The 18,523-nt window shown below is 63.9% G+C and carries 22 protein-coding genes; 9 read left to right on the top strand and 13 right to left on the bottom strand.

Annotation, left to right across the window (positions count from 1 at the left end):
* Positions 1-5: 5 nt before the first annotated feature.
* Complete coding sequence (locus BM190_RS22005) at positions 6-230, bottom strand: hypothetical protein (protein ID WP_018316637.1); 225 nt, start codon at positions 228-230, stop codon at positions 6-8.
* Positions 231-394: 164 nt separating this feature from the next.
* Between BM190_RS22005 and BM190_RS22000 the strand changes: the two genes are divergently transcribed.
* Together BM190_RS22000 and BM190_RS21995 are read left to right on the top strand one after the other, a co-directional pair.
* Complete coding sequence (locus tag BM190_RS22000; protein WP_026201706.1) at positions 395-799, top strand: hypothetical protein; 405 nt, start codon at positions 395-397, stop codon at positions 797-799.
* A 113-nt stretch (positions 800-912) separates the two neighbouring features.
* Positions 913-1,239 carry a hypothetical protein gene (locus tag BM190_RS21995; protein WP_018316638.1) on the top strand — a complete coding sequence of 109 codons (327 nt, stop codon included), beginning with the start codon at positions 913-915 and terminating at the stop codon, positions 1,237-1,239.
* Positions 1,240-1,316: 77 nt separating this feature from the next.
* On the opposite strand, the gene BM190_RS21990 is transcribed toward BM190_RS21995, so the two are convergent.
* Genes BM190_RS21990 through BM190_RS21980 form a run of 3 tightly spaced genes read right to left on the bottom strand, consistent with a single transcriptional unit; the run spans position 1,317 to position 2,598 of the window.
* A complete protein-coding gene (locus tag BM190_RS21990) occupies positions 1,317-1,673 on the bottom strand; it encodes a carboxymuconolactone decarboxylase family protein (RefSeq protein ID WP_092258973.1) in 357 nt (118 codons plus the stop codon).
* A gap of 23 nt (positions 1,674-1,696) precedes the next feature.
* Positions 1,697-2,164, bottom strand: a complete 468-nt coding sequence (locus BM190_RS21985) for a DUF6691 family protein (RefSeq protein WP_092258970.1) — start codon at positions 2,162-2,164, stop codon at positions 1,697-1,699.
* 5 nt (positions 2,165-2,169) lie between these two features.
* The gene (locus BM190_RS21980) at positions 2,170-2,598 is read right to left on the bottom strand and encodes a YeeE/YedE family protein (protein ID WP_092258967.1); all 429 of its coding nucleotides are present in this window, start codon (positions 2,596-2,598) and stop codon (positions 2,170-2,172) included.
* A gap of 94 nt (positions 2,599-2,692) precedes the next feature.
* On the opposite strand from BM190_RS21980, the gene BM190_RS21975 reads away from it, so the two are divergent.
* From BM190_RS21975 to BM190_RS21965, 3 genes are all read left to right on the top strand, one after another.
* A complete protein-coding gene (locus BM190_RS21975; RefSeq protein ID WP_018316642.1) occupies positions 2,693-3,010 on the top strand; it encodes an ArsR/SmtB family transcription factor in 318 nt (105 codons plus the stop codon).
* A 31-nt stretch (positions 3,011-3,041) separates the two neighbouring features.
* Positions 3,042-4,481, top strand: a complete 1,440-nt coding sequence (gene ccoG / locus BM190_RS21970; RefSeq protein ID WP_092258964.1) for a cytochrome c oxidase accessory protein CcoG — start codon at positions 3,042-3,044, stop codon at positions 4,479-4,481.
* A 150-nt stretch (positions 4,482-4,631) separates the two neighbouring features.
* The gene (locus BM190_RS21965; RefSeq protein WP_092258961.1) at positions 4,632-5,792 is read left to right on the top strand and encodes a GNAT family N-acetyltransferase; all 1,161 of its coding nucleotides are present in this window, start codon (positions 4,632-4,634) and stop codon (positions 5,790-5,792) included.
* A 7-nt stretch (positions 5,793-5,799) separates the two neighbouring features.
* Here the strand turns inward: BM190_RS21965 and BM190_RS21960 are convergent, their stop codons facing one another.
* Positions 5,800-6,465 carry a DsbA family oxidoreductase gene (locus tag BM190_RS21960; protein ID WP_092258958.1) on the bottom strand — a complete coding sequence of 222 codons (666 nt, stop codon included), beginning with the start codon at positions 6,463-6,465 and terminating at the stop codon, positions 5,800-5,802.
* Positions 6,466-6,635: 170 nt separating this feature from the next.
* Between BM190_RS21960 and BM190_RS21955 the strand changes: the two genes are divergently transcribed.
* The gene (locus BM190_RS21955; protein ID WP_092258955.1) at positions 6,636-7,436 is read left to right on the top strand and encodes a thioesterase family protein; all 801 of its coding nucleotides are present in this window, start codon (positions 6,636-6,638) and stop codon (positions 7,434-7,436) included.
* On the opposite strand, the gene BM190_RS21950 is transcribed toward BM190_RS21955, so the two are convergent.
* Together BM190_RS21950 and BM190_RS21945 are read right to left on the bottom strand one after the other, a co-directional pair.
* A complete protein-coding gene (locus BM190_RS21950) occupies positions 7,424-8,248 on the bottom strand; it encodes a helix-turn-helix domain-containing protein (protein ID WP_092258952.1) in 825 nt (274 codons plus the stop codon). The genes BM190_RS21955 and BM190_RS21950 overlap by 13 nt on opposite strands.
* Before the next feature lie 40 nt (positions 8,249-8,288).
* Entirely contained in the window at positions 8,289-9,110 is an 822-nt protein-coding gene (locus tag BM190_RS21945) for a helix-turn-helix domain-containing protein (protein WP_092258949.1), read from the bottom strand.
* 594 nt (positions 9,111-9,704) lie between these two features.
* Between BM190_RS21945 and BM190_RS21940 the strand changes: the two genes are divergently transcribed.
* The 3 genes from BM190_RS21940 to BM190_RS21930 all read left to right on the top strand — a co-directional run bounded on the left by BM190_RS21940 (position 9,705) and on the right by BM190_RS21930 (position 12,656).
* A complete protein-coding gene (locus BM190_RS21940; protein WP_244550702.1) occupies positions 9,705-10,367 on the top strand; it encodes a hypothetical protein in 663 nt (220 codons plus the stop codon).
* Between the two features lies 1 nt (position 10,368).
* Positions 10,369-10,836: a hypothetical protein gene (locus BM190_RS21935; RefSeq protein WP_018321003.1), complete on the top strand. Its 468-nt coding sequence runs from the start codon at positions 10,369-10,371 to the stop codon at positions 10,834-10,836.
* Positions 10,837-11,237: 401 nt separating this feature from the next.
* Complete coding sequence (locus BM190_RS21930; protein ID WP_349516738.1) at positions 11,238-12,656, top strand: gamma-glutamyltransferase family protein; 1,419 nt, start codon at positions 11,238-11,240, stop codon at positions 12,654-12,656.
* Positions 12,657-12,811: 155 nt separating this feature from the next.
* Here the strand turns inward: BM190_RS21930 and BM190_RS21925 are convergent, their stop codons facing one another.
* From BM190_RS21925 to BM190_RS21900, 6 genes are all read right to left on the bottom strand, one after another.
* Positions 12,812-14,215, bottom strand: a complete 1,404-nt coding sequence (locus tag BM190_RS21925) for an amidase (protein WP_092258942.1) — start codon at positions 14,213-14,215, stop codon at positions 12,812-12,814.
* Positions 14,216-14,300: 85 nt separating this feature from the next.
* On the bottom strand, positions 14,301-15,062 hold the full coding sequence (locus BM190_RS21920) for an SDR family NAD(P)-dependent oxidoreductase (protein WP_020508758.1): 762 nt from the start codon (positions 15,060-15,062) through the stop codon (positions 14,301-14,303).
* A gap of 46 nt (positions 15,063-15,108) precedes the next feature.
* Complete coding sequence (locus BM190_RS21915) at positions 15,109-15,834, bottom strand: ABC transporter ATP-binding protein (RefSeq protein ID WP_018321007.1); 726 nt, start codon at positions 15,832-15,834, stop codon at positions 15,109-15,111.
* Positions 15,824-16,543 (bottom strand): ABC transporter ATP-binding protein, encoded by a 720-nt coding sequence (locus BM190_RS21910; protein WP_018321008.1) that lies wholly within the window; start codon positions 16,541-16,543, stop codon positions 15,824-15,826. The genes BM190_RS21915 and BM190_RS21910 overlap by 11 nt, the downstream gene beginning before the upstream one ends.
* 2 nt (positions 16,544-16,545) lie before the next feature.
* The gene (locus BM190_RS21905) at positions 16,546-17,613 is read right to left on the bottom strand and encodes a branched-chain amino acid ABC transporter permease (RefSeq protein WP_092258939.1); all 1,068 of its coding nucleotides are present in this window, start codon (positions 17,611-17,613) and stop codon (positions 16,546-16,548) included.
* Positions 17,614-17,626: 13 nt separating this feature from the next.
* The gene (locus BM190_RS21900) at positions 17,627-18,493 is read right to left on the bottom strand and encodes an ABC transporter permease subunit (RefSeq protein WP_018321010.1); all 867 of its coding nucleotides are present in this window, start codon (positions 18,491-18,493) and stop codon (positions 17,627-17,629) included.
* Positions 18,494-18,523 lie beyond the last annotated feature (30 nt).

The raw sequence follows: 18,523 nt of genomic DNA, 5'->3' as shown, positions 1-18,523 counted from the left end.
TCGCCCTATTTCGGCTTCTTGGCGGGTTCACTCGGGCGGGCCCCGCCCCACGGGTCGTACTTGTCCTTGGGCTCGGGAATGCGCTCAAGCGCGGCCTTGTAGGCTTTCTCGTCGACCTTGGGCTTGTTGTCCGCCGGTTTAGCTGCCTCATTGGGTGGCCGCCGGCCCTGCGCCTGCGCCGATGCAACCGTCAGCGCCATGACCGCAGCCGCGATGACCAAAATCCTCATTGATGCAACCCCCCTCGTCTGGGGTACAAACTTAGCCTGCAATTCCGGAATATGAAATGCCGCGAGTTCCAGGACTTCCTGGAGACTTCAGCAAATCTTGATCGCCGGGGACTTCGCCGGATCGCATTCCTGCCTATCTGTTGGCCCGCAGGGGACCTTCACGGATGTTACGGATCATTGCACATGCGGCGCTGCTCGCCGGCGCGCTCGCGCTCGGCGCCTGCGGCTTTGCCGACAGCCGCGCGCCGGTGCCGGAATTCATGCGCATGAAGGAAACCGAGCAGCCGCCGCCTGAGCCCGCCCCCGACGTCAAGCGCGTGGTGCGCGAGCAGATCGACGTCGTCTTCCTCGCCACCTCCTATCCGCGCGAGGTGCACGTCGCTGCGCCCCATCGCGAGGTGCGCGGGCCGGGCTGGACCGCCTGCGTCCGGGCCCAGCTCACCTCCGCCACCGGCACCTCGCTCGGCGCCCAGACCTACATCGTGACGATATCAGGCGGAAAAGTGGTCGACCGCCGCCGGGCAGAAGCCGAGGACATCTGCGGAACGGAAACCTACGAGCCGATCTAGCAGCGAATCTGCGTAACAAAGCTCCGGTTCCGGGAAAAACCAGCACCGCAACCGGGAACGATCGCCGCCTCCCCTTCTTGTTACCGCCGAGGGCAGTTTCGGTGGAGGACACGATGAAGACATTTACGATTGCGCTGTTGGCGGGTGTCGGCGCGCTGGCCGCGGCAACCGGTGCCAAGGCGGCGGACATCTATTCGACCAGCGAATACACGAACCCCGATCTCATTCAGGAAGTCCGGCTTGTCTGCGACGATGCCGGCAATTGCTACCGCACCCGCGGCGGCTCGCGCGTGATCGTGCGCGACTCCTACGCGACCATGCCGCGCGATCGCTATTATGAGCGACGCACCTATCGCGACTGGGACGATGGTCCGCGTGCCGGCGTCGGCATCCGGACACCCGGCGTCAGCGTGGGCGTCGGTGTCGGCGACCGCTGGTAGTTGATAGATCGAGCACGGACGGGACCGGACGAGACAACTCGCCCGGTCCCGTCGCGTGCTTGACTCAGATCGCGACGTCAGGCGGCGACCGATTGCTGCTGAAACTGCTCAAAGGCCGCGATCGCATCGGCGGCGTACATCAGCGACGGTCCGCCGCCCATGTAGACGGCCATGCCGAGCGTCTCCTCGACCTCCTGACGCGTCGCGCCGAGCTTGACGAGGGCTTCGGTGTGAAAGCCGATGCAGCCGTCGCAACGCGCGGCGACACCGAGCGCCAGCGCGATCAGCTCCTTCGTCTTCTTGTCCAGTGCACCCTCGTGCGTGGCAGCCTGGGCGAGTGCGGAAAATCCCTTCATGGTCTCAGGAATGTCGCTCCGCAGCTTGCGCATGTTGGCGGAGATTTGCCTGACGATGTCGGGATAGTTCTTGTCCATGATCTTTACTCTCTGCAGTGACTTCAGGTTTCGAGCGGATCGGCCGGCGCGACGAAGCGCGTCAGCGACGGCAGGTGGGCGACAAAGCGTGCGAGCACCATGCCGGCACACATCGCCGCGACGAAGATGAAGGCCGAAGAAGACCCGAACCCGAGCGCGGTCAGCGCCGGCCCCGGACAGAAGCCGGCCAATCCCCAGCCGATACCGAAGATCGCCGGACCTGCGACGATTCTGGGATCGATATCGTTTCGCGTCGGGAGGAAAAATCGTTCGGCAAAGAACGGACGGGCGCGCCGCAGGACGCGATTGAAGCCGATGAAGGTCACCGCCACCGCACCGGCCATCACGAAGGCAAGGCTCGCATCCCATGTCCCCGCCGGAATGCCGCCGACGTCGAGGAAGTTCAGAACCTTCGCCGGGTCGGACATGCCGGAGACGATGAGGCCGAGACCGAAGATCAGGCCGATCACGAATTGAACGAGAATGGCCATCGGCGTCAGCTCCAATGCCGCGTCAGGAAGACGGTCGCCATGCCGGCTGCCATGAAGGTCACGGTCGCGACCAGCGAACGCGTGGAGAGCCGCGACAGGCCGCAGACGCCGTGGCCGGAGGTGCAGCCGCTGCCCCACACCGAGCCAAAGCCGGTGAGCAGGCCGCCGACAATCAGGATTGCCGTTCCCGCCTCGATCGTCTGCGACGGCAGGCTCCCCGTGGCGAGCCGCACCAGCACGGGCGCGGCGACAAGGCCGGCGACGAAGGCGAGGCGACCGGCGAACTCGCCATCCTCATAGGGCGGAAACAACCGTGCCGCGATGCCGCTGACGCCGGCGACCCGTCCCTTCGCCCACATCAGCAGAACGGCGGACAGGCCGATCAGCACGCCGCCTACAAGCGAAGCCATTGGCGTGAAAGACGTTGCAACCATTCGACCCTCCGGACCGAGAGCGCCCTTCACGGGCGGCGAATACCTTTATTTCAATTGTTTCTTATTTTCGAATATACTAATATATCGGCCGACCATGAATCGCAAGCCCCGCAATCAGGAATTGATCGCTCTGGAGGAGAAGGCCGAAGAGGCCTCCCGCCTCCTCACCGCCATGGGCAATCCCAAGCGCCTGCTGGTTCTCTGCAACATGCTGGAGGGCGAAAAGTCCGTCGGCGAACTCGCTGAGATCGCGGGCCTGTCCTCGGCGGCGCTATCGCAGCATCTCGGCAAGATGCGCGCATTGAGCCTGGTCAAACCCAGACGGGACGGCCAGACGATATACTACAGCATCGCGAGCCGGGAAGTCCGCGTGGTGCTGGAGACGCTGTACCGCCTCTTCTGCGCACCCTAGGACTTCGCCGGCGCAAACGCGGGAGCGCGGCATGACCGACGACACCTTCATCGAGGGACCTCTCTACGAGAAGCGCAGGAAGGTCTATCCACAGTCGGTCCACGGGCCGTTCCGCCGCATCAAATGGGCGATCCTGTGCGTCACGCTCGGGATCTATTACCTCCTGCCGTTCGTGCGCTGGAATCGCGGCCCGGGCCTGCCCGACCAGGCCGTGCTGATCGACCTGCCGCATCGTCGCTTCTATTTCTTCTTCATCGAGCTATGGCCGCAGGAGGTCTACTACTTCACCGGTCTGCTCATCATCGCAGCGATGGCCCTGTTCCTGATGAACGCAGTCGCGGGACGGCTGTGGTGCGGCTATTTGTGTCCGCAGACGGTGTGGACCGATTTGTTCTACGCCGTGGAGCGCTGGGTCGAAGGCGACCGCCGCGAGCGCATGCAGGGCGACAAGCGATACTGGACCTTCGACCACATCCGAAAGGTCGCGCTGAAGCATTTCCTCTGGATCATGATCGCCTGGTGGACCGGCGGCGCCTGGGTGCTGTATTTCGACGACGCGCCGACGCTGGTGAAGGAGCTCGCCACCTTCCAGGCACCGTTCATCGCCTATCTCTGGATCGGTATCCTGACCGCAACGACCTATGTCTTTGCCGGCCACGCCCGCGAGCAGATGTGCATCTACATGTGCCCGTGGCCGCGCATCCAGGCGGCCCTGACCGACGAATGGGCCCTCAACGTCACCTATCGCCGCGACCGCGGCGAGCCGCGCATGTCGGTGAAGAAGGCGGAAGCCGCCCGCGCCCACGGTGATTTCGCCGGCGATTGCGTCGACTGCCACCAATGCATCAACGTCTGCCCGACCGGCGTCGACATCCGCCACGGCATCCAGCTCGGCTGCATCCAGTGCGGCCTCTGCATCGATGCCTGCGACAACGTCATGCGCGAGATCGGCCGGCCCAAAGGGCTGATCGGCTACGACACCGACATCAACATGCAGCGCCGGCGCGAAGGCAAGCCGCCGATCTATCGCATCGTTCGCGCGCGCACGCTGATCTATACCGCAGCCATTGCCATCGTCGGCACCATCATGGTCTACACCCTCGCCACGCGCGCGACCATGGACGTCAACGTGCTGCACGAGCGCAATCCTCTGTTCGTTCAGCTCTCGGACGGCGGAGTCCGCAACGATTACACCGTGCGCATCCTCAACAAGGGCGCACAGCGATCGTTTGCGATCGAGGTCTCCGGGCTGCCCGGCGCGAACATTCGGATTGCGGGCATCGAAGTCGCTCCCGGTGGCAAGCCCGTCGTCGAGGTCGGACAGGACCAGACCCGCGAGGTCAGACTGTCGGTGCAGGTCGGGCCTGCCGATCTGCCGAAGACCTCGCGCGATGTCGAGGTCACGATCACCGATACCGCCGGCGGTGGACGGGCAAGCGCCCGTGATCACTTCCTGCCCGGCGACAAGTAAGGCCTGCGTTGAGCATCCGGCCACGGATGCTCAACGAGACGTTAACATTACCGTTCGAATTGGAGCCGCGTCCCAACGGTATTTTCCAATCTTTGCGCTAAGCATGGCCACGTGACGCGGCATTTGCCCGCGTGAACGGGACGAGGGGACGTGGTCGATATCGCGCAGCAGGCAGCGATCCATCCGGCATCCGGGGATGCCATGGCGGCGCGCGTCCCGCTCGCGGCGATCGATCCTGGCCAATGGCGCGCGCTCGCGCAGCGGGCGATCGAGCCGAACGGATATTACCTGCCCGCCTGGGAGCTCGCCGTCAGCGCCACCGCGCGCGGCCGCACGAACGCCTCGGCCCTGCCCGCATTCGACGGCACGTCGACGCGGCTGATCGGGCTGATGCCGGTGATCCCGCTGTGGCACGCCCTGAAGATTCCCCTGCCCGCGCTGGTGAGCGCGCATCCCTACGGCACGCTGTGCAGCCCGCTGATCGACCGAGGCGCCCCGATCGAGGCGGCCACGCAGCTGTTGCAGCGGGCACGCGAGTGCGGCGCGCATGCGCTCGTGCTCAACGACGTTGCGCTCGAGGGCGCTGCGATGACTGCGCTCGAGCAGGTCCTGACCCGCGACGGCCTGAGGCCGCGCGTCCTTTCCTCGTACATCCGCGCCAGCCTCGATGCGACGCAGGATGCCGAGACGCTGCTGCGCGACGCACTGGGCACCAAGAAGCTCAAGGAGCTGCGCCGACAACGCCATCGCCTCGAAGAGCATGGCCCTGTTGCGTTCGACGTCGCACGCCGGCCTGACGAGATCGGCCCCGCGCTCGAAACATTCCTGCAGCTCGAAGCCAGCGGCTGGAAAGGCAAGCGCGGCACCGCGCTGGTTCAGCACGCAGGCGATGCGACCTTCATTCGCCGCGCGGTGCCGGCGCTGGCGGAGACCGCGCAGTGCGAAATCATCACGCTTCGCGCCGGGACGACACCGGTCGCCGCGGGCATCGTGCTGCGCCACCAGGACCGCGCCTTCTTCTTCAAGCTCGGCATCGACGAGCGCTTTGCAAGATATTCGCCGGGCGTGCAGCTCACAATCGAGCTCACCCGCCATCTCTGCGCCGATCCCGCCATCGCCAGCGCGGATTCCACCGCGAGCGCCGATCACCCCATGATCAACCCGATCTGGCGCGGGCGTTTTGCGGTCGGCGACGTGCTGATTCCGCTGCGGCGGCACGATCCGGTCGTGGCGCTCATTCACGCAGCGCTGGTTGGCCTCAACGCCGCGCATGAAGCTGCGCGAGGCGTGGTTCGCCGGCTCCGCAAATAAGCGAAGGCTATTCCGCTGCCTGGGCGTTGATCTCCTCCGAGACCTGGCGGATGGCGCGCGAGAGCAGGTTCGGGTCCTGCGCGCCGGAGACGGCGTATTTCTGCGCGAACACGTAGGTCGGCACGCCGGAGATTCCCTTCTCCGCCGCCTCCTGCGCATCGGCCGAGACGCGCGCGACGTCCTCGTCGGTGGCAAGGCGCCGACGCACGTCCTCGGCATCGAGGCCGACATCGGCGGCCGCCTGCACCAGCACGTTCACATCGGTGAGATCGCCGCCGTCGCGGAAATACAGCTCCATCAGGCGCTGCTTCATCTCGGGCGCCTTGCCGATCGCTTCCGCCCACAGGATGAGGCGATGGCAGTCGGTGGTGTTGGGCTGCCGCGCCACCAGCTCGGGCTTGTAGAGGAGGCCCTCCTCGCTGGCGGCCGCAACGACACGTCCGGCAATGCCCTTATAGGCCTCGACCGAGCCGAACTTCTGGGTGAGATAGGCCTCGCGGCTGATGCCCTCGCGCGGCACCCAGGGATTGAGGAAGAACGGGCGGAAATTGAGCTTGACCGGAACGTCCGGCACCAGCGCCAGCGCACTCTCGATCCGGTGCTTGCCGATATAGCACCAGGGGCACACCACGTCGGAGACGACATCGATCTGGAGCGGTTTCAGCGTGCTCATGTCAGGCGTCTCCTTCGGGCGGGTCACGGGTTCGCCGGAAGATAAGCCGAACCGGGGGCAGCGCAAGCCGCCGGTCCTGCATGGCTCACGACTTCACCTCTGCGGTTATTGTGACCGCTGCACCCCGCCCCGATACTCGCGACCACAATCAAGTCCGAGAGGAGACCGCGATGAGCGCCATTTTCAGGCCGGAAGGCCAACAGTTCCGGGCTACGGAGCATGCCGGCGGTCCGTGGTCTCCGGACATGCTGCAGGGAAGCGCCACCACTGCCCTGATGACCCGCGAGGTCGAGCGTCTCGCCACCGAATCCGGCTTTGTTGTGCGACGCCTGACCTTCGATCTGTGGCGACCGGCGGGCCTGCGCGCCTTCAGGGCCGTCAGCGAATTGCTGCGCGACGGCCGCAAGGCCAAGACCTTGCAGGTGCGGCTGATGGACGGCGAGACCGAGATCGGCCGCTGCACGGCGCTGCTGACGGCGCCGAGCGGGGAATCCCCCACCGATCCCTTTGCGAGCCCCATGGCGCTCGACAAGGCGCCCGAGGCGGGCAGCCCGCCGCCGGCCTTCGCGCAGAAATGGAGCCGCTATTTCCAGAACGTGTCGGTGCGGCTGATCGAGGGCGCGCTGGAGAAGCCGGGCCCGGCGGCGGCCTGGATGCGGCTTGACGCGGCGCTGGTCGAGGGCGAGCCGAACACACCGCTGCTCCAGGCGGTGCAGGCCGCGGATTTCGCCAGCGGGGTCGCGCAGATCGTCGACATGCGCGACTGGACCTTCATCAATCCCGAGATCAGCCTTTACTTCTTCCGTCCGCCCGAGAGCGAATGGATCCTGATCCGCGCCGCCACGCGCGTCGGCGCCAACGGCGCCGGCCTCACCACGGCGACCTTGAGCGATCTCAAGGGTCCGTTTGCCGAGGTGATGCAGGCCATGAGCTTCGAGCGGCGTGAGGCCGCGCAAGCTCAGGCGTCTTGAGCCGCAAACGCGACCAGGGTCGCCTCGGAGGCGGCATCAACAGGCATGAACATCTCGACGCGGAGCTCCTGCAGCGTCACATCCTGCGGCGTGCCTAAAGTCAGAACCGCGCCGATCAGTGAGACGCCGGCATCGCCCTTGCGCAGGCGCACCTCGCAGAGCGGCCCCGGCACGGCGTTGTCCTCGATCCCAAGCGCGGGCAGCTCCGGCAGCCGCATCAATTCGCGCCAGGTCGATTGCAAGGCTTCGTCGAGCGGCGCGGCCATTGCCTCATGGCGCGCGCGCGACAGCAGAGCCGCGGCCACGGTGGTCCAGTTCTCGACGAACGGCTTGAGCTCGTTCGGCGCCAGGAACATGCGCATGTGATTGAGCGGCCGCTGCATGCGCTCAGGTCCGAGCAGCATCGTCATCAGGCGCGATGCGGCACGGTTGGTCTGCATCACGTTCCAACGCCGGTCGGTGACGATCGCGGGAAACGGCTCGTGCCGCCGCAGCAGAAGATCGATGGCCCGGCGCGCATCGGCAAGCTCGGGCGCGGCGAGGTCGCGCTCGCCATATTGCCGGGCGAAGCCGCCGGCCTCGAGCAGCGCGTTGCGGTCGCGCAGCGACAAATCGAGAGCGGATGCGAGTTGCAGCAGAATGTCCCGGCTCGCGGCCGCCTTGCCGGTCTCGACATAGCTCAGATGCTTGATCGAAATGCCGGCCTCGAACGCCAGCTCCGCCTGACTCAACGCCCGGCGCATGCGCCAGGCGCGCAAGAGATCGCCGACGGGATTGGCCGGCCGCAATCGCCGGAACGAGCGTGTGTCCATCGGCCAATTATGCGGGGACCGCTGCTGCCTGTAAACGACGCTATGGCAGCCCGGCCGCCATCTGCTTCAGCCGTTCGGCGGTGCGCTCGTCCGCCGGGAAGAAGGTCTCCAGCGCCAGCTCCGACAGGGTAATGTCGACGGGCGTGCCGAACACCATGGTGGTGGAGAAGAAGCTCAGGATTTCACCGCCGTGACGCAGCTTGAACGGGATCGCGACGTTGTCGCTCGACAGCGGCCCCGTCCGCGCCGGGATCGGATAGCTCTTGAGGTCGTTGTAGAGCTTGATCAGCTCAGGATCGGCCGTCACCTCGCATTGCCGGTGCAGCCGCTCCAAAAGATGCCCGCACCACTCCGCGAGATTGACCGTGCGCGGCGCCAGCGCCTCGGGATGAAAGGCGAGCCGCAGCACGTTGAAGGGCTGGCCGAGCAGCCGCTGCGGAATGCCGTCGAGCAGCGGCGCCACCATGCGGTTCGCCGATACCAGGTTCCAGTGCCGGTCCACCGCGAGCGCGGGATTGGGCTCATGCGCCTTCAGCACGAGGTCGATCGCCTGGCGGGCTGATTTCAAGGCCGGGTCCTCCAGCGGACGCTGCTGAAACGCGGGCGCATAGCCGGCGGCGACCAGCAGCACGTTGCGTTCGCGCAAGGGCACGTCGAGACGCTCGGCGAGCCGCAGCACCATGTCGCGCGAGGGCGCGGCGCGGCCGGTCTCGACGAAGCTTAGGTGACGCGCCGAAATCTCGGCCTCGCCCGCGAGATCGAGCTGGCTCATGCGGCGGCGCTGCCGCCATTCGCGCAAATGGTCGCCGATGTGAACCGGCTGGCTGCGATCGGCCTGTGCCGTGGATGCATGTGCGTTCATGACCAGAAACCTATCATGCCGATTTCGGCCCTTCCATTACCCACGAGGTAACGGATATTGGCACCTAGCTAACTGAAATCGTTCAGTTTGTTTGCTAGGGGTCTGGCCCATACCAACAGAAATACCAACAACCCCAAGAACAACTTCCGACACGAATAAATATTTAGGCCGAGCCGATTGGTAGCCGGAATTAAGAACCAATCACTGATCGCCCCACTAGGAGGGCGCCTCTCGCCATTGCTAGACTTGCGAGCGAACACGCGACCTGGAGCACGTTCACTCCGTAAGGTCGGCCGCAAGTCGAACTCATCCAGTACCAGGCAACGTGAGCTAGCGTGGATCAGTCCAGTCCATCATGGGCGCCACGGAAAAGCGATAGTCTTGATATTTCAATGATTTACCTTATGCTTTCAATAGGATGAAGCATGAACGTGTGCACTCCAAACTAGCCGAATTTGCACACGTTTGTACCCGTTTTGACCTCTCGGTGCACACATAGTGCACACGAAAAGTCGGAGTGCACACGCGTGGCGACCTTCACACAATTTGGCATCCGGAAACTGGCGCGTCCAGGTCCGCCGCAAGACCCGCTACGTGGCCGAGACTTTCCGACGGCGCAAGGACGGCGAAGAATGGGCGCTCGAAATGGAGCGCAACATTGACCGAAATGGCTCGTCCAAGCCCCGCGTGGTCCGGAACGTTCGCACGTTTGGCGAGCTGATTGACCTGCACGACGAAGATATGCGCGAGGTCGGAAGACCCCCTCGCCGGTCAAAGGCTGCTGTGATGGCGTCGCTCAAGGCCGAGCTCGGTAGTGTGAAACTTCCCGCACTCAATCGACAGCGGCTGATTGAGTTCGGAAGGAAGCGAGCCAAACAAGGCGCTGGTCCCGCAACGTTGGCGATCGATTTGTCGTTCATCCGAACAATCATAACGCATGCCGCTGCGGTCCAAGGCATCGAGGTTTCTGCCGAGGAAGCCCGCCTCGCACGCGTCGCGTTAAGTCATCTCAATCTGGTTGGAAAGAGCAATGAGCGTGACCGACGACCCACGCAGGACGAACTCGACGAACTGATCGAATACTTCGAGACGAACCGTCGGCAGTTCATACCGATGGGACGGATCGTCAGATACGCTGTGGCAGCGACCTTGCGTCAGGAAGAGAGTCGATGCGGACGATCTCGACGAAGCCGCCTGCGTCCGGGCGTTCGGATTCAAGTTCTCCGAAACCTCGGTCGCAGTTGGCACCGTACATGACATGCTATTTCAGGAAGCCGAGCAATTTGGCGAGGAGCACGGCTCACGGCTGGGCACCAAGCTCGCTGCGACGACCAATTTCTGCGATCTCGATCTTGTCGCCGGCGATGAACTAACCCAGAAAATCATTCTCGAAGACTTGGAGATCGCTGAAGACGCCGCTCGCGTGTATCATCTTTTCGTTCGGTTGGTCGATAAAATCCAAGACAAACGCTTAGAGCGCATCTGCGAAGGACGCCCGATCGAAAACTGTACGCCGGAGCAGGTCATCGATACGACTGACTTCATGGTTAGTCTCAAGGCGCGCTACCATGGTGGCACGATCCCCATCGTGGGAGTTCCGTGGAGCCAAGCCCTCAAAGGCGTCTTGTCGAGCGTCTCTCACATTCTCAAGAAGCCAATGACAGAACTGGCTGCGGAGAAGCAGGATGGCAAGACGGCCACCGATCAGGTCAAGCTCTCCGAATAATCATTCATAAGGTCAAATGCATCGCTCACCGAGTCGGATCGAGCGGTCATGTTTGACCAGCTGATCTATCCAGTGTCGGCGCGTGCGGGAGCGAATTTGATCTGAATACTTTATGGGGTTAATCCGACTTCCGCGACATCTCGCAGAGCTTTCGCGCGACGTGATCCACGCACCGTGCGCGATGCGCTTGTCTCGGACCACGAAGCAATCCAGGCATCGCACGCGCAACGAACGATTGTATCTTAAGTGCTATCTTGAACGACGGCGAAAGCACGCACATGCCGCCGACCCTGGTTCGCATCGACACGCTGACTTTTCGCGGTAACGCTCTTCCTTATCTAGAAGATCGGATATTAACAAATCTCAAAGCAGGAATCGATGCGCACGAAAGTGCTTGAACCCTGTACTCGCTGCGCGCTTGCCGGAGCGTCGGTCGGCTTCGCCGCCCTAGCGCGCGTGCAGCTCCTGCGGCCTTTCCGCGCGCGTGGTCCCGACTACTCGTCCATGCTTCGGTATCTCGCCGCGGACCGCTAGCCGCCAACACGATGGCAGGAGCCGTCTCTGGATGGGCTGCAGCCCTCGAGGCGAGCCCTCGCCGCCTTTTATCTCCCTCGCGGCTGCTTCGTGACGCCATTCAATACGCGGAGCACGGTGTAGCGCTTACCCGTGATGGCGCCCAGATCGCGGCCAATAAGAGCCCGGAGTTGAAGAATTTGCCCGGTGCCTACGCAAGCATTTTCGAGCGTGCGGGGCGACCGATGGTGGAAGGCGAACGCTTCCGGCAGCCCGCCCTCGCGGCATCTCTCCGCCGCCTGGCTTCCGAGGGACTCGGAACTTTCTATAATGGTCCTCTTGCTACGATGATTGCGTCCGATCTGGAGGCGCTGGGAAGTCCACTTACAGCGGCCGACTTCGCCGAGCATTTGGCGGACCGCTCTGAACCGCTTTCGGTAGACATTTCCGGCGCCCGGCTCTTCAACACCGCTCCACCAACTCAGGGGCTCGCATCGCTGCTCATTTTAGCTTTGTTCGACCGCATTCCCGCAGACAAGCCAGAAAGCTTTTCGCATTTGCATGGTCTCGTCGAGGCCACGAAGCAAGCTTTCTTGGTGAGGGACACGCATGTGGGCGATCCGGCCTGGATGAACCTAAATCCGCAGTCGCTCCTGGATGACAGCGACGCCCTCGACAAAATGGCGGCTCGAATCGAAAGTCACCGTGCCTTGCCTTGGCCTCGGTCCCCTTCTGCCGGCGACACCACTTGGTTCGGGGTGATCGACAATGAAGGGCGGACTGTAAGTGCAATCCAGAGCACCTACTTCGAGTTTGGCTCCGGGCTTGTTCTGCCACGCTCCGGCATTGTATGGCAGAATCGAGGGAGCAGTTTCCGATTGTCGCGCGGCGGCTGGAATGCTCTGGAACCGCGCAGAAAGCCGTTCCATACGTTGACTCCAGGCCTGGCCCGTTTCCAAGACGGACGGGTGATGACTTACGGCACAATGGGGGGCGAAGGCCAACCACAAACGCAGGGCGCAATTTTCTCGCGCTATGCCCGCTTTGGCATGCCCTTGCAGCAGGCGATCACGGCACCCCGCTGGCTGCTCGGGCGCGCTTGGGGGGACGCTAGCACTTCTCTAAAATTGGAGGACCGCTTCGATCCGGAACTCTATGAGGCACTACGCAAAGCCGGTCATGAGGTTGAGCTCGTCGGTCCTTTCACGTCTCAGATGGGCCACGCCGGTGCGATCGTTCGGCATCCCGATGGCCTCCTTGAGGGCGCGTGCGATCCTAGAAGCGATGGGTGCGTGGCGGCATGGTGATCTATTGTGCGCCAAGCATAGATCATTCTTGTTTCGCAGTGGAGGGATGGGAGCGACGACATCTGTCGTCCCAATTGGAGTTGTCCGATTCGACTAGCGTCCGTCAGTGATCAGGAAAGCGGTGTCCAGCCCCCCAGAGCCGAGCCGACACAGGCTCAATCGATCGGAGCGCGCCGGGTATGCCAGTCCGTCGCCGATTGGAAGGCATGCCCGGCGCGCGCGAGCACATTCTCCGACAGATGCGGGCCAACGAGCTGCATGCTGAGCGGCAGGCCGTCCGACGCCATGCCATTCGGCAGCGTGATGGTCGGGTTGCCCGAGAAGTCGAACACCGCGGTGAAGCGCAGGATGCTGAGCAGCACGTTCGGATCGGCGCCGTACTCTCCCATCCTGGTCAGTGTCGGGATCGGCACGGGCATGGTGGGGATCAGCAGCAGGTCGATATCGCCAAACAGGGCGGCCAGGCTGCCGCAAAATTTCAGCCGCTCGTGATGGATTTGCGCGATCTCGACGCCACTCATCGACCTGCCCTGCTCGATCAGCTGCGCCAAGTCCGGGCCGTATTCCGACTTCCGCGACGGATAGGTCTCAAGATGCGCCTCAGCGGTCTCGATCGAGCACATCGGAATCCACATGCTCACGAGCTTCTCATAGGCCGGGAACTTGACCTCGCGGATGTCGGCCCCGAGCGCGGCGAGCGTCCGCTCGGCTTCGAGCAACGCGGCGACCACTTGCGGATCGATGCCGTTCTGGGTGTAGCTGCGGTCGACGCCGATCCGCAGGCCGCGGACCCCGTCACCGATGCCCGCGAGATAGTTCGGCACGGGCGCCTGCAGGGCGGTGGCATCGTTGACATCCGCCCCTGCGATGACGCCGAGCATGGCCGCCGCATCGGCTGCGCTCCGGCACATCGGCCCGACATGGTCGAGCGAGTCGGCCAGCGGAAAGACGCCATGGCGGCTGACGCGTCCCCAGGTCGGCTTGATCCCGGTCAGCCCGCAGGTTGCCGATGGAAACCGGATGGAGCCGCCGGTGTCGCTGCCGATCGAGCCGAAGCAGAGCCCCGCCGAGGTCGCCACGCCTGATCCGCTGGAGGACGAGCCGACCCAGTAATCGACGCCCCAGGGATTGAGCGGCGCCTGATCGTTGGGATGATGGCTGGTGTAGGCCCCCTCGGTCATCTTCAGCTTGCCGAGCGTGACGGCGCCGGCCTGCTCGAGCCGGTCTACGATCGTCGCGTTGAACGACGGGACGAACTTGGCGTGGATCGTGGTGCCGCCTGCCGTCGGCGCGAAGCTGGTGTAGCAGAGGTCCTTCAGTCCGATCGGCACGCCGTGCAGAGGCCCGCGCCAGATGCCACTGGCAAGCTCGGCGTCACAGCGCTTCGCCTGCGCCATGGCGCGCTCGGCAAGGACGAGTGCATAACCATGAAATTTGCCGTCGAGCCTGGCGATCCGGCTCAGCATTGCCTCGGTCACCTTCGAGGGCAAAAGCTCGCCGCGATGGAACAGCTCGGAGAGTTCGGTGATCGACTTGTAGTGGATTGGATCTGATGACATCTGACAGCCCTGTTGTTGTCGGAAACGGCTTCGCTCACCGGCGCCGCGACGGCCCGGTCTCGTAATGGCGCGATGCTGGATACGTCTAGAACTGCACCCCGCGCGTGAGCGCACCATCGACGACGAGGTTGGTGCCGGTGATGAAGCTCGCCGCCTTGCTGGCAAGAAACACCGCGCCGTTCGCCATTTCCTGCGGCGTGCCCATCCGACCCATCGGGTTCAGCGCCAGCGCGGTCTTGTACAGCTCGGGATTGCCGTCCTTGATCTGGTTCCAGACGCCGCCTTCGAAATAGGTGTTGCCCGGCGAGACCGAGTTGGCGCGGATGCCCTTGCCGGCAAGCTGGAAGGCAAGTCCTTGCGTGTAGTGGATGATCGCGGCCTTGAATGTCCCGTAAGGACCGCTGGCGAAATCGACTTCGCGGCCCGAAACGCTGGAGATGGTGACGATCGCGGCCGCCTTGCTCTTCTCCAGATACGGCATCGCCGCATTGACCAGCCGCACCGTGCCCATCATGTCGGTGGAGAACTCCTTCTCCCAGCTCTCCTCATCCTGCCCGATCGAGAGCGCACTGACATTGGCGACGACGATATCGACGCCGCCCAGCTTGGACGCCATATCCTCCACCCAGGCCTTGAGCGCCGGGCCATTGGAGACGTCCACCGAGCTGCCGAACGCGGCGACGCCCTTCGCCTTGATCGCGGTGACCGCGCTGTCGACGTCGGCCTGGTTGCGCGCGCAGATGCCAACATAGGCGCCTTCGGCTGCAAAGGTCTCGGCGATCGCCCTGCCGATGCCCTTCGTGCTGCCGGTGACGAGAACCTTTGCGCCCTTGAGTCCGAGATCCATGTTTATTCCCTCCCTATTGACGACTTGAAAGCACGCCTGAGGCCGTTCAGAGCAGAAGCTGTTCCCGCACATTGTCCTCGTTGACCTCGCCGCCGGCGAGCGACCGCGTGATCTTTCCCTTCTCCATGATGTAGCAGCGCTCGGCGATCGCCAGGATCGTGTCGAGGTTCTGCTCGACGAAGATGATGGTGGTTCCGAGCTCGTTGCGAAAGGACCGGAGCGCTTCGCAGATGTGCTGGACGATGGAGGGCTGAATGCCTTCGGACGGCTCGTCCAGAATCATCAGGGATGGATTGCCGATCAGCGCACGGCCGATGGCGAGCTGCTGCTGCTCGCCGCCCGACATGGTGCCCGCGGGCTGGCGCCGACGCTCCTTCAGCCGCGGGAAATATTCGTAGACCAGCTCCGGCAGCTTCTTGCCGGCGGGGCCGCCGATCAGCTCGCCGACCTGAAGGTTCTCCTCGACGGTCATTTGCGGGAACACGTCGCGCCCTTGCGGGATGTAGCCAAAGCCCGCCCGCGCCCGTGCGTCGGCTTCCAGCGCCGTGACGTCCTGCCCCATGAAGCGGATCGTCCCGCGCCAGGTTTGCAGCAGGCCGATCAGGCAGCGCATCAGGGTCGATTTTCCGACGCCGTTGCGGCCGATCACGCCGACGATCTCGCCACGCGAGACCGACATGGTGACGCCCTGCAGGATCGGCGTCGCACCGTACCCCGCCCACAATTCGGCGACGTCGATAATCCGCTCTGAGGACGACGCTTCAGTGAGCATGGGTCTTACCCAGATAGATTTCCGCGACCTTCTCGTCCTGCAGGATGCTGTCGAGCGTGCCGCGCGCAAAGATCCTGCCGAGATGCAGCACCGTGACGCGCTGGGCGACCTGGCGAACGAAGGCCATGTCATGCTCGACCACGAGCACCGTCATGCCCTCGGAATTGAACGACCTGATCAGTTCGCCGGTCCTGAAGGTTTCCTCGGGCGACATGCCCGCGGTCGGCTCGTCCAGCAGCAGGAGCTGCGGCTTCAACGCCAGCGCCATCCCGATTTCGAGCCATTGCTGCTGGCCGTGCGACAGCGCGCCCGCCAGCTTGTCGCAATCCGCCGCAAGATTGAGCAGCGTCAGCAGGCGATCTTCCTCGGCGCTGCGCTCCGAGCCGGACAATCGCTCCTGCAGCGCGGTCTGGATGTTCTGGCGGACAGGCAATTCCTTGAACACACTCGGGGCCTGCATCTTGATGCTCATGCCCCGCTGCACGCGCGCGTAGGGCCGCTCGGCCGTGATATCGACGGTGTCGAACAGGATGCTGCCCTCGGTCGGCGGATAGAGGCCGACGATCAGCTTGAACAGTGTGCTCTTGCCGGCACCATTGGGGCCGATCAGGCAGTGGATCTCCCCGGCGTTGACCGTGAGGTCGACGCCGGAGACGGCAGTCAATCCGCCGAAGCGCTTCGAGACGCCTTTGACTTCGACCAGCGACATGATCAGGAATCTTCCGGTTGCAAGCGGCCGGCCTCTGCCACAACGTCACTAGGCCATCGGCGTCCCCGCCACCAGTCGGCGGCTAGCTTGCCGATGCCGAGCACGAAGCCCTGCGGCGCCAGCATCACGGTCGCGAGCAGCAGCGCTCCCATCAGCACCAGCGCCGCCTGCTGGCTGTAGACCGTGATGGTCTGGAAGCCGAACAGCAGCAGGAACGAGCCGACCAGCGTCGCGGTCAGATCGCTGCGCCCGGAGAATGCCACCCACACGATGGGCATCGCGGCGGCCGGCAAGCCGATGCTGGACGGCGTGATGAACTGCCCCCAGGACGTGTACAGCGCGCCGCTGAGGCCGGCGAGACCGCTGCCGATCACGAAGGTCAGCAGCTGATATTTCCTGACGTCGTAACCCAGCATCTCCGCGCGCTGCGGATTCTCCCGCGTCGCCACGATGACGTTGCCGATGCCCGAATTCACCAGCATGCGCAGCGCGAGATAGACGATCACGATCAGCGCGACCATGACGTAATAAAGCGCCGATCCCTCGATGTAGAAGTCGCCGACCGTCAGCGGGTCCATGCCCTTCATACCGTTGAAGCCGTTCAACCGCGCCGGGCCGATATGCCATTCCGGCCCGGCCGTCTGGCCGAGGAAAAAAGCCAGCACCAGCGTCGCGGACAGCGTCACGATGCCGAAGAAGATGCCGTTGATGCCGCCCCAGATCATGAAATAGCCGAGGATGCCGGCGGCGATCATCGCCAGGACCACGGAGAGCGCGAGCGCGGCGATCGTCGCGGTGCCGCCGCCCATGTTGATCGCGAGCACGCCGTAGCCGTAACCGGCGATGCCGAAGAACAAGGTCTGGCCGAAGGACAGCATGCCGCCATAGCCCCACATCAGGCAGAGGCCGAGCGCCATGAAGATCCAGATCAGGAAGTAGGCGAAATTGCCGACATCGTAGGAATCGGCGAACAGCGGATAGGCCAGCGCGCCCGCGAGCACGACCAGGAAGCACGACCAGAACATCTTGCCGCGTCCGAGCGTCTGTGGACCTTCGAGCAGCTTGAACATCACAGATTCCCCTTTAGCGTCCACGGCGAACCAGCACGCTGGAGAGTCCCTCGGGCAAGACGCGGATGATCAGGATGACGGCGACCAGCATGCCGATCTGTCCGATGATCTGGCCGTAGCTCGCGTTCAACGCCATCCGGATCATCGCCAGGAACACGGCGGCCGGCGCCGTTCCGAGCAGCACGTTGGCTCCGCCGATCACGACGGTGACAAAACTCTCGACCACGAAGGTCGCGCCCATGGTCGGGATCAGCGTCATGGTCGGCGCGTAGAGCGCGCCGCAAAGCCCGGCAAGGCCGGTTCCGATCCCGAAGCTGATCGCATAGATGCGGCCGGTGCGTGCACCCAGCGCCTTGGCCATTGCCGCATTTTGCATCGTCGCTCGCGCGATCACGCCAAAGCGCGTCTTCATGAAGATGGTGTAGAGGCCGGCCAGCACCGCCACGGCGCAACCGAACAGCACCAGGCGGTAGGTCGAGAACGTATAGCCGCCGATCGCAAAGCTCCCCTCGGGCGTCCCGATGCCGCGCACGGCGGAACCGACGATCAGGAGCATCGACTGCGTCACGATCAGGCTAAGTCCCCAGGTCGCGAGCAGCGAATCCAGGGGGCGCTTGTAGAACCGCCGCACGACGAGGAATTCAACGAGGACACCGATGAGCCCGGCCGTCACCGCGGCCAGCATCTGGGCAATCGCGAGCGGCACGCCGAGATTCACCAAGCCGACGGTCACATAGGCGCCGCACATTATGAATTCGCCATGCGCCATGTTGATGACACCCATCATGCCAAACACGATGGCGAGGCCTGCGGCCGAGAGAATGAGGAACGCGAAGACGTCGGCGAACTGGTAGAACAGCGAGAACACTTCAGCCGACATCTTGGTCCCCTTGCCGATCCCGACGCCGCG

Origin of the sequence: Bradyrhizobium sp. Rc3b, from assembly GCF_900114915.1 — a bacterium.
Taxonomy (GTDB): domain Bacteria; phylum Pseudomonadota; class Alphaproteobacteria; order Rhizobiales; family Xanthobacteraceae; genus Bradyrhizobium.
Note: the sequence above shows the minus strand (reverse complement) of the source record. Positions and strands in the feature narration are given on the sequence as shown.

Excerpts from the sequence above, each read along its gene's own strand:
- BM190_RS21910 (WP_018321008.1), bottom strand. The coding sequence starts at position 16,543 with ATGTCGCTGGTCGAAGTCAAAGGCGTCTCGAAGCGCTTCGGCGGATTG.
- BM190_RS22000 (WP_026201706.1), top strand. The coding sequence starts at position 395 with ATGTTACGGATCATTGCACATGCGGCGCTGCTCGCCGGCGCGCTCGCG.
- BM190_RS21900 (WP_018321010.1), bottom strand. The coding sequence starts at position 18,493 with ATGTCGGCTGAAGTGTTCTCGCTGTTCTACCAGTTCGCCGACGTCTTC.
- BM190_RS21950 (WP_092258952.1), bottom strand. The coding sequence starts at position 8,248 with ATGGACACACGCTCGTTCCGGCGATTGCGGCCGGCCAATCCCGTCGGC.
- ccoG (WP_092258964.1), top strand. The coding sequence starts at position 3,042 with ATGACCGACGACACCTTCATCGAGGGACCTCTCTACGAGAAGCGCAGG.
- BM190_RS21945 (WP_092258949.1), bottom strand. The coding sequence starts at position 9,110 with ATGAACGCACATGCATCCACGGCACAGGCCGATCGCAGCCAGCCGGTT.
- BM190_RS21935 (WP_018321003.1), top strand. The coding sequence starts at position 10,369 with ATGCTATTTCAGGAAGCCGAGCAATTTGGCGAGGAGCACGGCTCACGG.
- BM190_RS21915 (WP_018321007.1), bottom strand. The coding sequence starts at position 15,834 with ATGCTCACTGAAGCGTCGTCCTCAGAGCGGATTATCGACGTCGCCGAA.
- BM190_RS21925 (WP_092258942.1), bottom strand. The coding sequence starts at position 14,215 with ATGTCATCAGATCCAATCCACTACAAGTCGATCACCGAACTCTCCGAG.
- BM190_RS21975 (WP_018316642.1), top strand. The coding sequence starts at position 2,693 with ATGAATCGCAAGCCCCGCAATCAGGAATTGATCGCTCTGGAGGAGAAG.
- BM190_RS21995 (WP_018316638.1), top strand. The coding sequence starts at position 913 with ATGAAGACATTTACGATTGCGCTGTTGGCGGGTGTCGGCGCGCTGGCC.
- BM190_RS21985 (WP_092258970.1), bottom strand. The coding sequence starts at position 2,164 with ATGGCCATTCTCGTTCAATTCGTGATCGGCCTGATCTTCGGTCTCGGC.
- BM190_RS21955 (WP_092258955.1), top strand. The coding sequence starts at position 6,636 with ATGAGCGCCATTTTCAGGCCGGAAGGCCAACAGTTCCGGGCTACGGAG.
- BM190_RS21905 (WP_092258939.1), bottom strand. The coding sequence starts at position 17,613 with ATGTTCAAGCTGCTCGAAGGTCCACAGACGCTCGGACGCGGCAAGATG.
- BM190_RS21960 (WP_092258958.1), bottom strand. The coding sequence starts at position 6,465 with ATGAGCACGCTGAAACCGCTCCAGATCGATGTCGTCTCCGACGTGGTG.
- BM190_RS21920 (WP_020508758.1), bottom strand. The coding sequence starts at position 15,062 with ATGGATCTCGGACTCAAGGGCGCAAAGGTTCTCGTCACCGGCAGCACG.
- BM190_RS21990 (WP_092258973.1), bottom strand. The coding sequence starts at position 1,673 with ATGGACAAGAACTATCCCGACATCGTCAGGCAAATCTCCGCCAACATG.
- BM190_RS21980 (WP_092258967.1), bottom strand. The coding sequence starts at position 2,598 with ATGGTTGCAACGTCTTTCACGCCAATGGCTTCGCTTGTAGGCGGCGTG.
- BM190_RS22005 (WP_018316637.1), bottom strand. The coding sequence starts at position 230 with ATGAGGATTTTGGTCATCGCGGCTGCGGTCATGGCGCTGACGGTTGCA.